This is a genomic window from Paenibacillus sp. J31R109, from assembly GCF_059692055.1.
The window spans coordinates 341,729-356,310 of record NZ_JCAUAR010000005.1 but is presented as its reverse complement, the minus strand read 5'-3'; the positions used below and the strand labels follow the sequence as shown (position 1 = coordinate 356,310).

At 44.7% G+C, this 14,582-nt stretch carries 9 protein-coding genes; 7 read left to right on the top strand and 2 right to left on the bottom strand.

Going from position 1 to position 14,582, the window contains the following annotated elements; translation table 11 throughout:
• Positions 1-103: 103 nt before the first annotated feature.
• On the bottom strand, positions 104-1,726 hold the full coding sequence (locus AC58QT_RS16655; protein ID WP_497409979.1) for a response regulator: 1,623 nt from the start codon (positions 1,724-1,726) through the stop codon (positions 104-106).
• A complete protein-coding gene (locus AC58QT_RS16650) occupies positions 1,698-3,554 on the bottom strand; it encodes a cache domain-containing sensor histidine kinase (protein WP_497409978.1) in 1,857 nt (618 codons plus the stop codon). Before AC58QT_RS16650 ends, AC58QT_RS16655 begins: the two co-directional genes overlap by 29 nt.
• A gap of 68 nt (positions 3,555-3,622) precedes the next feature.
• Here AC58QT_RS16650 and AC58QT_RS16645 point away from each other — a divergent pair, with 68 nt between their 5' ends.
• The 7 genes from AC58QT_RS16645 (at position 3,623) to AC58QT_RS16615 (ending at position 14,452) form a co-directional block, all read left to right on the top strand.
• Positions 3,623-5,032, top strand: coding sequence for an ABC transporter substrate-binding protein (locus AC58QT_RS16645; RefSeq protein WP_497409977.1), 1,410 nt, complete (start codon positions 3,623-3,625; stop codon positions 5,030-5,032).
• Between the two features lie 119 nt (positions 5,033-5,151).
• The gene (locus AC58QT_RS16640) at positions 5,152-6,672 is read left to right on the top strand and encodes an ABC transporter substrate-binding protein (protein ID WP_497409976.1); all 1,521 of its coding nucleotides are present in this window, start codon (positions 5,152-5,154) and stop codon (positions 6,670-6,672) included.
• Positions 6,673-6,772: 100 nt separating this feature from the next.
• Entirely contained in the window at positions 6,773-7,696 is a 924-nt protein-coding gene (locus AC58QT_RS16635) for an ABC transporter permease (RefSeq protein ID WP_497410043.1), read from the top strand.
• A 12-nt stretch (positions 7,697-7,708) separates the two neighbouring features.
• A complete protein-coding gene (locus AC58QT_RS16630; protein ID WP_497409975.1) occupies positions 7,709-8,665 on the top strand; it encodes a carbohydrate ABC transporter permease in 957 nt (318 codons plus the stop codon).
• A gap of 58 nt (positions 8,666-8,723) precedes the next feature.
• A complete protein-coding gene (locus AC58QT_RS16625) occupies positions 8,724-11,636 on the top strand; it encodes an FAD-dependent oxidoreductase (RefSeq protein WP_497409974.1) in 2,913 nt (970 codons plus the stop codon).
• A 47-nt stretch (positions 11,637-11,683) separates the two neighbouring features.
• A complete protein-coding gene (locus AC58QT_RS16620; protein WP_497409973.1) occupies positions 11,684-13,570 on the top strand; it encodes a glycoside hydrolase family 97 protein in 1,887 nt (628 codons plus the stop codon).
• 54 nt (positions 13,571-13,624) lie between these two features.
• On the top strand, positions 13,625-14,452 hold the full coding sequence (locus tag AC58QT_RS16615) for a sugar phosphate isomerase/epimerase family protein (protein WP_497409972.1): 828 nt from the start codon (positions 13,625-13,627) through the stop codon (positions 14,450-14,452).
• The last annotated feature ends 130 nt before the right edge of the window (positions 14,453-14,582 follow it).

Below are 14,582 nucleotides of genomic sequence, written 5' to 3'. Positions count from 1 at the left end.
CAATCGCCTCCCTGAAATGGTTTCCTCGCCAATTATAACATATTGTTCCATTTGAACATGAAATCTTTCTCCGTTTAGCTACAAATCTCCCTACACAATTGACTTACTCTTTGTGATAGAGAGACCGAAACTTCTGGGGATGCAAGCCGGTGTACTTTTTAAAAACAGTGCTGAAATAAGTGGCATTCACGTAGCCTACCATCTCTGAAATATCCAGAATTTTTAAGTCTTGGTCCTGCAATAGCTCCTTCGCTGCCTCTATACGCACCTTAGTCAAATACTCCGTTATGCTTTCCCCTGTCTCCTTTTTGAAGACCAGACTAATGTAATTAGGAGACAAAAAAATCTCCTCTGAAATCTGTGCAACTGAAAGATTCTCCATATATTTAGCTGCGATGATATCCTTTATTTTATGAATCGTTGTGCTATTTTTGCTTTTGTGTCGGTTCGACATGTATCGCGTCAGTGTCTCCATGTACTGCTGGGTGATATCCATTAATTCTTGAGCGCTTTCTTGCAGGTAAATTTCCTGAATCATTTCCGTTAAAGACAGACCAGCGACCTCCAGCTCTTCCCCGAGTTCCAAATACCCCTTGGATGCCTGCGTGATCAGTCCTGCACACGTGTTCTGAACGTAGCGAATGGGTGTAGATCGGCTAGCGCATAGTAGAAATAAAATCTCTTGCACCTTGATCTGTACACCCTCTGAATCTCCTAATTTCATCAGCTGAATCGTCTTCAATTGGCTGTCAAATAGGGCGTTCAGATCCAGTTCCATGCGACTGTCACTGATGTCACGGATGTCGATTACAGAATTTTTACCAGAAAAAAACTTGTACTCTACGGCTGCACGTGCTTCCTTATAGGAAAGTTGAAGTTCCGTCAAAGTATGTACTTTATTACCGACACCAGCGGACATCGGAATTTTCAGATACCTATGGATGGATTGAACGATCTTGTGGCAGACGTCCATAATCTGTCTATCTCTGAAGCCAGAACACGGAAAGAGTACCGCATACTCATCTTCCTTGATGGTTACCGCCATCCCGTGTTCTGTATGAACCAGAATATCATCGATAATATTTCGAATGGAAAAGGTCAACAGATTCCGATATTGCTCACTAAAGAATTCGACCGCCTCTTCATAGTCGTCCAGTTTAAACAACGCTACCTTCCAAGAAGTGGTATCCTCCAGAACAATCTGATAGGCATCCAGCTTTCTTTTAATTTCCTCCATATCCTTAAAGATCCCAGCGAGCAAGTCGACCATGAACTTTTCCTTGACCACGGGCATCGATTCCTTCAGATTTTGTTGGAGCCTTTCCATGTGCTGGTTACGACTCTGTTCCTGCTCCAAGGAGACAACTACCTGACTAACCGTCTCTGTTAATTCATCAAGCTTAATCGGCTTCAGGATGTATCCGTCTGCCTCCAGCTTGAGCGCCGTCTTCACATAATTAAAATCCTGTATCCCACTAATGATAACGATGCGCATCAGCGGCTCTTCTCCTCTTAACTTGGAAGCAACTTCCAATCCATCTAGCATTGGCATGCGAATATCCGTCAGTAAGATATCAGGTTTTTGCGCGATGCACATGTCATAGGCTTCTTTTCCATTCGCTGCCATCCCAATGATCTCAATCCCAAGCTCCTGCCAATTTACGACCTCTTTTAGTCCTTGGCGTACATTCAATTCGTCATCTGCGATAATCATTTTCCATTTCATGCTTATAATCCTCCATTTCAAGTCGGAATGGGAATGAAACGGTCACGGTAATCCCGTAATCCTCATTAGCAGCAAAATGCAAACCGGCTTCACTGCCGAAAGCTTGTTTAATTCGCTGGTTTACATTGTTTAGACCGAAGGAGACACTGCCTTCTTCATTGGCACTCTGCAGCATCGCATTCAGGTACTCCACATCCGCACCAATCCCGTTATCCATAACCTGAATTCGAACCCAATCATTTTCGAGCTTCGCAGTAATATGAATTTCGCCAGGGCCAAGCCGCCGATCAATCCCATGCAAGAGAGCATTCTCTACTAACGGCTGCAATATTAATTTGATTGTGTAGCCATCATAAACCTCTGGCTCCACCTGAATCGTATAAGAGAGTCGTTCCTGAAACCGAATCTGCTGGATCGCTAGATAACTTTCCACCTGCTTTAACTCATCCCTGACATGAATGATGGAATTCCCTTTATTCAAACTGTACCGAAAGAAATCGGAGAGTGAAGTTACCATTTTGCTAATATCGGGAACTTGGTGTCGCAAGGCAATCCAATTAATAGAATCCAAAGTATTATATAGAAAATGAGGATTGATTTGAGCTTGAAGTGCTTTGAACTCAGCTTCCCTTTTTTGAACTTCACTTATCGTGAGTTTACCGAATAATTCCTTGATCTGCCGAATCATTTTGTTGTATTGATTAACTAAATGCGAGAACTCATCCTTGGACTCGTACGTCACTTCCATATCGAAATTACCGTTCTTCGCATAAGACATCGACCGAATTACCTTAATAATGGGGCGTGTAATACTATTTGAGAGCAACACCGCTATGAGGATAGCAAGTGCCATACAAACCGCTAGCACGACATACATCACATTGCGAAAAGCAATCAGCTTGCCATTCAAATCATTAACTGGCGAAACACTAACAACAGTCCAGCCAAGATCCTTCATGCTGCGGTATGTAACCAGTGAAGGTTTATTCAAAAAATCAGTTTCAAATGAATCGGTCATGTGTTCAGCCTGTTGAAGCCTCATCGATTTGACAAATGGATTATCCGACATATTCGTATTGAGTTGTGCAAGCTCAGGTGTCATGATCACTTTACCGGACTCATCTAGAACAAAGATCGAACTATTTCGTGATGGTTTTAATCGAGACAGCATCTGATTGAATTCTTGGAGATCCACTTCTAACGTCAACAGTCCGGAATAAGGAAGTGCAATATTGTTAAGACCAAAGAGTCGTTTACCTAGCATTATGGAATAATTCGTATCGCGGGGTCCATGATTCTCTCTCAGACCGATAACTTGAAATCGCGCTTTAGGTTCAAGCTTTGTATACCATTGGTCATTCTCAATGAGTTTCAAAGAAGATACATATTGGGAGAAATTGTACTGGATATATTCGGGTCGATCCAGCATGTACAATTTGGGGGAATATTCGTTGCTAACACTGTTATGTAACACATATCCAGCAATAAGCTTATCAAGGTCGGCCAATTCATTAACAATGCCAACCTCATCTACCGGTCTATCTGCTGAAAGCTTCGCCGTCATTTGTGGATTTAAATAAATGGAATCCATGAGGGTATTCATTTCTTCAAACTTCTGAATCAATAAGCTCTCCACCATGGATAAATTTTTCTGAACGGAGGTGCTGATATTCTCTTTGATCGTCTGATTGGAATTCATGTAAATCGTAATCGAAATAATGGAAGTAGGCATAATGACAAGAATCAAAAAATAAAGAAGCAGCCTATTTCTTAGACTTGCATGATAATATAGAACATAATTGAAAATCTTGCTTACTGAAGCAACCATGCTCTTCCGCCTCCATTTGGGCACTGCAGGATGAATTCAAATTTCATTATACTGAAGGAGCTGTTATTTTGAAATTGCAATTTTTGATTCGCTCTGCCTTATTATTATCCGCTATTGCTGTAACGCTTACAGTTTCATTCGGTTGCAGCAATAATGATCCCAACAGTCAAATTCTCGAGGAGGCCGATGCATCAGCAGAGAAACCACCGATCATCCGATTGGCCGTTCAGTCCTCTGTTCATACACAGAACCTTGATGACATGATCGAGCATTTCAATGCCAAGCATACTGGCTATAAAGTAGAAATCATCAGTCTGCCTCGCGAAAGATACGATGAAACGTTGAACATGCTGCTGACTTCCGGTCAAACACCTGATTTGTTTCAGGCTTCATCTGGGTGGCTCAGCACCTACATATACAAGAACTGGCTCATGGACCTCTCCAAAATAGCCAAGCCAGAGGTGCTGCAGGAGTACCCGAAATGGGCGCTGGATTACACCAGAGAGAATAGTCATTTTTTTGCACTGCCTACGGAATTTGTACCCTTACGGCTCGTTTATAATAAAAATATGTTCAAACAAGCGGGTCTGGACCCCGAACAACCTCCTCACACCTTGCAAGACTTGAAGACAAAGGCCAATCTGCTCTCTCAATCAGGCATTGGTTATGGACTATTCGGCTTTGCACTCCCCGCAGGAGATATTGAAACCTATCGGTTAGCTCTAGAGATGGCCAGCACATCTAGTGGAGATTACTATTTTGACTTTGCCAAAGGCAAGTATGATTTTATGGTCTATCAATCTTGGTTCGATACCATGCTTCAAATGAAAAAGGAAGGCGGACTCTTTCCCGGGGAAACAGCTCTCATGCGGGAAACAGCGCTCGCCCAATTCAAACAAGGGAATGTGGGAATGATGTATATGACAAATAGGGAGTTCTCGGAACTTTACCGCAATTCCAAGCTGAATTTCACGCCAGGTGTAGCCCTGCCCCCACTTACCAATGGAAGCTCCCAAAAAGGTGCATTGATGGTTTCCCTACAGCACCCCATTGTAATCTCTTCTGTTACGCCTTACAAGAATGAAGTTTCCGAGTTATGGAACTATCTGCATGCCAGCGAATTTTTGGACAGCATGTATGAGCGTGGAGATCTCATTCCCATTCCTCAAAGTGTGAGACAACTTGATAACAAGGCTCCCGTGTGGTTAAAGGATTTCCTGCCAGGCAAGTCCGAGTCCCCTTATCCACGAGAACCGAAATTTATTCTGCCTTGGACCTCAGGAGACACCATTCGAATGACGGCTTACACAGAAATTATGCGAGGCCAACAAAAGCCCTCCACCAGCTTGACGCAATTAACTGAGCAGCACGCGAAGTATCTATCCGATATTATCTATCGGAATTATATTAATATTGACGATTATACGGAAGATGACTTCAATCCTCTATTCCCTATGAAAAACTATAACACACCATAATACATCTGCTGTTCAATACTCATTAGATTTTCAAATGCCGCAGTAGATTTGTTTATTCATTTCGAATTTCAGCAATTCTATAATGAAACCGTACTCAATTATAAATACGGAGGGTTACTATGAAACAACTGAAGTTGACATCATCATTATTGGCACTCGTTCTGCCTATGGGAATGGCATTAGCAGGTTGCAGCAATGGAAGTTCGGGTACAGCGGAGAAAACAAATCCCGTCACCTCGTCTGCTGCCCCTGCACCCACAATTAAAGCAGCGGACTTAAAGCCAGTGGAGCTTTCATTCTATTATTCCGGAGGCTCAGAGCAGAAAGATCAGGCCGTTGTCGAAGCGGAATTAAACAAACTTTTGAAGGATAAGATCAATGCCACTGTCAAACTATTTCCAGTTGATTACGGCAGCTGGGCGCAAAAAATTAATCTGATGGTAGCCGGCAATGAGCCATTCGACCTCATTTTTACGACTGGAACGGATGGCTTCAGCGCCAAAGTAGCTGCTGGAAACTTCGCACCCATGAATGAGTTGATTGATAAATATGGTCAGGATTTAAAGAAAACCATTGATCCACTGCTGTTGGATGGCAACAAAATCGATGGAAAACTATATGCCATTCCTGTACAAAAGGAAATCGCAGCTCATCAGGGTATCGTTCTGAATAAACCGATGGTAGACAAATATGGCTTTGATATTACGAAGATCAAAACACTCAAAGATCTAGAACCTATGCTGCAGACGATTAAAGATAAAGAGCCGTCCACCGTCGTGCCATTCTGGGCTACAGGCAATGTTCCCGTGTTTGCTCCTTTTGAGTTCATTGGATCCAGACAAGTGCCTGGCGCTATTACAATTGGCAAAGACACGAAGGTTTTCAATCAATGGGAAACACCAGAAATCAAAGAAATCTATAGCTTGATGAGATCTTGGAATCAAAAAGGCTACTTCCAAAAAGATCCGACAACGCAGAAAGACGCCGCAGCTTATAACAAAGCAGGCACTCTATTTGCTCAATGGCAAAGTCTCAAACCTGGCAAAGACAAAGAAATGAGCGCAGGCAAAACATACGAATATGTACAAGTAAATATAACAACACCTTATATCGCAGCTAACGGTCTAACAGGCGCCATGACTTCCATCTCCAGAACGTCCAAAAATCCTGAGCGTGCCATGATGCTTCTAAACTTGCTGCACACCGACAAACAAATTCTTAACACACTGGTCCAAGGTGTTGAAGGCGTCCACTATACCAAAGTCAATGACACTGTCATCAAGAAAACCGACAAAGCAGCCAATTACGCACCAGGCATCAACTGGAAAATCGGTAACCAATTCTTGAATTATCTCTGGGATAACGAAGATCCGAACAAATGGGCACAATTCAAAGATTACAACAAAAATGCCAAAGTTTCTCCTTTGCTAGGTTTCGCCTATGATGCTACCAATGTGAAAAATGAAGAATCCGCTATCGTTAATATCTACAACGCGTATAACGATGGGCTGGGTACCGGCGTGATGGATCCAGAAAAAGATCTGGCTGAGTACAACCAGAAATTAAAGAAAGCAGGTATGGACAAAGTACTTGCAGAGAAACAGAAACAAATTGATGAGTTCTTGAAAACAAAAAAATAGAGTACAGATCTCTGCACATGTCAGGAGTGAGCATGCCGTACAGCAGCTCATTCCTGAACATGTCAGACATCACGGAGAAGGAGTTGAAGAGCGCTTGTTGATGTCCCATACCTTCCAATTTTTACGAAATATCGTTAAATTCCGGGCACTCTATATCATGATGATTCCAGCTGCGGCCATCCTGATCTTTAATAACTACATTCCCATGTTTGGTGTCATTGTAGCATTTAAGGATTATGCCTACGCAAAAGGTATTTTCGGAAGCCCCTGGAATGGACTTGATAACTTTATCTACCTGTTTAAAACCGATACAGCGCTTATTGCAACGAAAAATACCGTACTTTATAATATCGTTTTCATTGTGACAAGCACCATCATCTCTATTCTCTTAGCCATTGGTCTGAACGAGGTATTGAATCGTCGTTTAGCTAAAATTTACCAAAGCAGTTTGCTATTCCCTCACTTTTTGTCTTACGTTGTGGTTAGTTATCTCGTTTATGCTTTTCTCGGCGGTTCCGGCTATGTGAATACCAATATTTTAGAGCCTTTAGGCATTAAACCACTCTCTTGGTATAGCAACGCGCATGTATGGATCTACATCTTACCTATCGTCTATTTGTGGAAAAGCATCGGTTATTCCATCGTTGTCTACTTGGCCTCACTCGTTTCAATTGATCATGAATATTATGAAGCGTCGATTATTGATGGAGCAAGCAAATGGCAGCAAATCAGACATATCACAATTCCGCTTATGTTCCCAGTCATCACGATTCTGTTTATTTTAGATGTAGGCAAAATATTTAATGCAGACTTCGGCCTCTTCTATCAAGTCCCTTTAAACAGCGGCCCTATTCAAGAGACAACCAATGTCATCGACACCTTCGTGTACCGTTCCTTCCTACTTAATGGCAATGTAGGGATGTCTGCGGCAGCTGGTTTCTACCAGGCTGTTGTAGGACTTATTCTTGTACTAACGGCAAACGCGATTGTTAGAAAAATAAATTCAGAGAACGCTTTGTTTTAGGAGATGTGACAAATGGCCAAAACTCTATCTAGTCCTGCAGTAAGCGAGAAGGTCATGGTAACCAAACGTAAAAAATTCTATGACGCCAACGCTGTAACCATGCCGGTGAATATTAGTTTAAACATCATCTTTATCGCGCTTACCATTGCCTGCTTCTTTCCTCTCTTGCTCGTCATTGCCGTTTCATTTACAGGAGAAAAAGAAATTCTGGAACGTGGTTATAATCTCATTCCGAACGATTTTACACTCGCTTCGTATAAATATCTTTTTCAAGATGCTGATAAAATATTTAAAGGATATGGCATCTCCATACTTGTCACCGTAACTGGAACCGCTCTAAGTTTGCTAATCTCCTCTATGTTTTCCTATCCACTCTCTCGTAGAGAACTGCCTTATCGCAACACCATCGCCTTCTTCGTCTTCTTCACGATGCTATTTCATGGCGGTTTAGTGCCTTGGTATCTGCTTTACACAAGTGTGGGACTAAAGAATACGTTGTGGGCACTCATTATTCCAGGATTAATTTCACCGTTCAATCTCATTATCATGCGAATTTTCTTTACCAATACGATTCCTCCGGCGCTAATCGAATCCGCCAAAATTGATGGCTCATCCGAATTCCGCATATACACACGAATTATTCTTCCACTATCACTCCCTGTCATGGCTACCATCGGGTTATTTCAGACACTTCGATACTGGAATGATTGGTTTACCAGCATGATATTTATCAGTAACAATGATCTCATTTCACTGCAATTTCTCATGTATAAGGTCATTTCGCAAGTTCAGTATCTAAATTCAGGCATGGTGGATTCAGCTGTCGCCAATATGGAGCTGGATCGGATTCCAACGGAAACTGTGCGTATGGCGATGGCGATCATTGGTATTGGTCCTATCATTCTTGTGTATCCATTCCTACAGAAGTACTTTGTTAAAGGACTTACGATCGGATCTGTGAAAGGTTAAAAAAATAGAAACCAAGGCTGCTTCACGGCAGCCTATTTGGTTATGGGGAGAGACTCAGATGAAAAAGGTTGATCTCGTCGTGATCGGCGGCGGAATTTCGGGATGTATGGCTGCGATCCAGGCTGCTCAGAACGGTTTGAATGTCGTGCTTGTCGAGAAGCGTGAGTATCCTGGAAGGGAAATTGCTGCTTATAATCATACATTTATTAGTCCTGAAGGACATGAACGGATGAATCTAACTTGCCCGGGGTGGCTTGCCCGTCTGTTTACCATGCGGAATGATCGGGAAGCCCAGGCTCCTGCTGGTTTAACCCGCCAATGGCTCATCGATGAATTAGAACGTGTTGGCGTGACCGTTCTGTATGCAGCAATAGCTGTTGGTGTGACGCGTGATCGGACTGGATTAACAGGCGTGGCACTAGCTACACCCTTCGGTGTCATGCACGTAGCAACGCGTAAGGCTCTGGATGCGACAGAAAGATTCAACTTAATTCGCATTTTACAAAATAGACCTTATGCCCAAGGTGAAATTAGGGTGAATGCGACATTTGATATGGAGAATATCGACTTGTCGTCTTTGGTGAATTCTGTGGCAATGAGTAAGGTAGAACACGAACTCGATCTAGTGAAAGGCAGCCTCCGGTTGCATCCTTCCGCTCGTAAAGATACAACTATTATCGAATTCGCTTATATGGACGAAGCCAACAATATGTTTGCATCACGTAGTAAATTGGAAACCCGACGGGTATCGAAAAGCTGGCAAGTCTCCTCGTATCTCACTGAGAATGTAGCTGGTTTCGAGCAGGCACATACAAATCACTTGGCCTACGATGCTCATCTTACAGGTGATGAGACTGATTTCGTTAGTAACTTGGAAGGTCTGCGACCTCTAGCTTCGTTGCCATGGAATTTCACACTAGGCCATGTGGCAGATGCATGGGCTCAAGCTTTTGCAGCTGTGGAATGGGCTGCTTCCCCCCCCTCTGAACCTGATCGTCTTGGTGATGAGCTCCTACTCCTGCGCGAGGGAAGTCAACCTTGGGATTGGAGTAGGCTCATCCCTTATGAGGATGATGGTATGACGATTCAGCTTCATCGTATTCCAGAGGACCTTTATGTGAAGTTGCTATCACAACCTCTTGAAGTTGATGTCTGTGTCATTGGTGTTGGCGTAGGAGGCGGCATGGCTATGCTGGCTGCAGCAGAATCTGCCAAGCGAGTAGCAGCCATCGAGATTCACTCCCTATTCGGCGGCACACATACGCTAGGGAGAGTTATTGATTATTACGATGGTTATCGCAAGGGCATGAGTAAGCAGACTGGCGAGCGTTCTAATGCTTTTACCCACAAGAAACGAGACCTGAAAGAACAAGGCGGCATTCCTTACGCTACTTTTCTCAATAACTGTGTAGAGACGCACGGTGTTGCTATTTTTTCAGGCACTGTCGCCTGTGGAGCGCTTATGGATGGTAATCGGGTAAAGGGTGTCATCGCTGCGAATGAGGACGGACTATTTGCCATTAAAGCCGAAGTCACCATTGATTCCACAGGAAATGCCGATATGATTGAGTTCGCTGGAGCCGGCTACGAGATTGGCGATTCCGACACAGGCATGGTGCAAAGTTACAGTCTATGGGGCATGGAACTCTATCCTTTCCCCAGTTATTTGATGCATCGCTATTATAATGATCGCGGTATCTGCCACCCTAATCATTACTCCGAGCGACTGCGTGCGGTTCGTGACGGACATTACAAGAATTCTCCGCATCATATTTCTCCCATGGTGACGGTCAGAGAGTCTCGCCGGCTTCAAGGGGAACATTATTTGACCGTCCGGGATATTCTGGATGACAAATTATATGATGACGTCATTGCAGTTGCCAATACAAGAGCTGACAGTCATGCGTTCACCTCCTCCCCTTTTGCTAGATTAGGTGGGCTTGGTGCCGGCAAAGAAATTCGACTGCGCATACCTTATGGAAGCTTCATTCCTAAAGGTAAAGAGGGTTTGCTCATAGCCGCAAAAGCCATGTCAGGGGAACGCGATGCCACGAGCTTCTGCCGAATGAATGCGGATATCAAGAATGCTGGGTATGCCATTGGTCTTGCTGCTTCGATGGCCGTAGATATGAACTGTGGTGTTAGGGACATCGACCTTGACACACTCCAGGATAAATTGATTGCAATGGAGATATTACCGGACTGGGCATTCTCCGCAGCCCAACCGCCAGATATTACCGTGCTGGCTACGCGTGTCGCTGACGGAGATGAGGAGGCTCTCCTCGCCTTGTTGCGTCGTTCAGCAGAGACAGCGCTTCCGCTGCTCGAGAACAATTACCATGGTGGCAAGCGCGGGTTAACCGCCCATGCTTTGGCTTGGTTTCGCTCTGCACTAGGCGGCGAGGAAATTGCTAACCTCCTAGCTGCAGCCATTGCTGAAGGTCGGCATCATACCTTGCCGATGCAACAAATCTACAGCGGTCAATTTCGCTGGGGACATCATTATGGCGATGACTTTACCTACATCAATCGCTTGATTATGTTCGCAGGACGTTCTACGCATCCTGCGCCTGTTGAGCCATTAGCTCGTCTCATTGCCGAAACCGAAGGATACGGTCCTGAACATCCGTGGATGTTTATCTATGATCAAGAGCGAGAGGACATGGTCCAGTATCCTTTTTTCAAACGGATTACGAACATTGCTGCAGCTGCTGCTGAACGTGCGGATAGTCGTCTATCTCAAGCGATGGATACCTTATTATCCAGGGATGGCCTTACAGGTTACGCCATGGGGCTGCATACGATTGGACATTCCAATTATATGATGGCTCACGCAGAAATCAGTCTTGCCAGAGCCGCCGTACGCTGCCAGAGCGCGAAAGGGCAAGAGATAATGTCCACCTTCCTGCAAGACAAACACACCTTCTTCCGCCGCACAGCACGGTGCGAATTAGGGCTTGAAGGGAAATAAGTGAGCTATTTAATAAACTGTATAACGACTTGACGGAGGAATGAAGTATGGATCAACAGCACATTTACTCACCGGATGGACGCCTGCAACTGACGATGTTACTGGAGAGTGGAAGTCTCTCTTATATAGTAAAAGCGGGCGAGCGAACAGTTATTGCGCGCTCCCCTCTTGGGCTCGATACAAGCATTGGAGATTTCACACAAGGGCTGATAGCTGTAGGAACTGAATGTAAGACGATTGAGGAAACGTTTATCATCCCTGCTTTCAAAAAGCCTGAATGCCACACCAACGCCAACAGCCTGACTTGGATCCTGAAGAAAAATAATAGCGTCATTCATGCGGAAGCATGGGTCAGCAATGATGGCGCTGCGGTAAGGCTTGTTCTGCCATCGGACAGCTCCATAACTGTGTATCGGGAAGCAACTGGTTACCGTGTGCCCAAGGATACTGTGAATCTATACGCGCAAAAGCTATTATTCTCTTACGAAGATTTCTACCATCCTGTCCCCCTTGAAGATATCTATCAAAATGCTTGGGGCTTCCCACTTTTGTTAGAGCTCGGTCACTCGTTGTGGGCCTTATACACAGAAGCAGCTGTCTTCAGCGGTGATTATGGCGGCTCTCACCTTATCTCTAGCCGGCAAGATCCGCTTCTTTTAACCATCCAGCGTGCCTCTGATCAGTTGAGCTTCACGGTCAGCGAGCAAACGTTGGTAACACCATGGCGAACGGTGATTATCGGCAATCTTGCTACCATTGTGAATTCCAATGTGCTGGAGAGCCTGAACCCGCCTTCCATTGTTAGCGATCCCTCATTCATTAAGCCCGGGCGTGTTCTCTGGAGCTGGATGTCCGATAAAGGCGCTCATTTAGATCAATTACGCATGCAGGAATACGTGGATGCAGCAGCTGCCATGAGCTATGAATACTCCCTTGTTGACGGAGGCTGGGCTGGGAACGTTGACATTCCCGCTTTAGTTCAGTACGCTGCTGCCAAAAACGTAGGGATCTGGATCTGGGCGCATACGCAAGATTTACGTAATCAGAAGATTGCCGAGGAAAAAATGACGTTGTGGGCGGAATGGGGGGTTGCCGGACTCAAACTTGATTTCTTCGAATCCGATTCTCAGGAACGCATTCGTCAATACAATATGTTAGCTGAGCTTGCTGCTTCCAAAAGTCTGATGCTCAACCTGCACGGCACTACCAAGCCAAGCGGTGCCAGCAGAACCTGGCCCCATGTTCTGACCTACGAAGGGGTCATGGGAAGCGAATTCTATCAGGGCTACAGCAGCTTTTCCTTAGCAGGCCCCGACGCTGCGCACAACTGTACATTACCTTTCACTCGTAATGCGGTTGGACCCATGGATTATACACCTGTGGTCTACTCGTCATTCAAAACAGGCACATCCGATGCGCATCAGACAGCGCTCACGGTCATATTTACCAGCTATACGCTTCATCTTGCGGAAAAGGCTTCTGTCTTGCTTGATCATCCCTGCCGCAAGTTTCTCGAACAGGTGCCTGTCGTCTGGGATGAAACACACCTATTGGAAGGAAAGCCAGCCAGCTATGTGACCATGGCTCGGCGACGGGGGGAGCGTTGGTTCATTGGAGGCATCTGTGCAAGACGTCCAAGAACCGCCGAAGTTCATCTGGATTTTCTAACAGAAGGCAACTATGAGGCCAATTTGTACAGTGATGACTTGTCCAAGGCACTGCCTTTTGATACAGCCCTTGGCGCTGTTCCACCTGTGAATGAAGACGTTATCCGCTTTCTGGATAGTAAAAGAGTGCGTCCTTCCTTGCATGAGCATGACATGCGAGCCTTGAAAACAACCTTTTTCACCGTACGCAGTGGAGAACGAATCTCAATTCCGATGGCTGTAAACGGCGGGTTCGCTTTGGAAATAAGACCTTGCTCTACTTCTTAGTGTATACGTATCTAACGCAGTCATAATGGCTTGATACCAAAGGAGCGAAATCATTTGTTTACCTTATCCGCCTTTGCCGATGAAATATCCAGTGATCCTCAGTGTCAAATCCATGAACTCTTATCGGAGAACATCCAATGGATGGAACTGCGGAGTATGTGGGGAGTCAATGTGCTGCAATTCAGTGAGGAGCAGATGAGGGACGCGAAACAATTCTTAGCTATAAGTGGGGTAAAAGTAAGTGCCATCGGATCACCGATTGGTAAAATTCACATTACGGATCCATTCGAACCGCACCTCATTGAATTTGAGAAAGCCATTGCTGCAGCGAAGACATTGGATGCTCCTTATATCCGTATTTTTTCTTTCTTTATACCCAAAGAAGCAGCACCAGACATGTACAGAGATCAGGTCATGGAACGCTTAAAAGCTCTGTGTGAGATTGCACAACGAGAAAAGATCATTCTCCTGCATGAAAATGAACGCCATATTTACGGCAGCACACCGGAGCGTTGCCTGGATATCTTCGAAACAATTGCATCCCCTTGGTTGCGCAGCGCATTCGATCCTGGCAATTTTGTCAAGGAAGGTGTTCGGCCGATGACGGATGCCTACCCGCTCCTCAAGGATTATGTGGATTATATCCATATCAAAGATGCCAGAATGGATACCGGCCATGTTGTGCCAGCAGGTGACGGAGACGGTGAATTGCCGGAGCTTCTTGCTGCCCTGAAGGACTCCGGTTTTAATGGATTTCTTTCCTTAGAACCACACTTGCGCTGGGCGCCTGTGTATAAAGAAAAAGAACCGGAAGAAGTGTTCACCCTTGCATCAAAAGCTTTAAAAAAACTGCTTACTAACATCCACGCTGAAGTTAAGTAGGCTTACGTCATACACGAAACAGCCTTGCCTATCGGGAATCACCGACGGCAGGGCTGTTTTGTTCATTTCTTCCCTTTTCACAATGAACTCAGTAGAAAAATTAAAGAGACTATAGTTTTATTTATGTTCT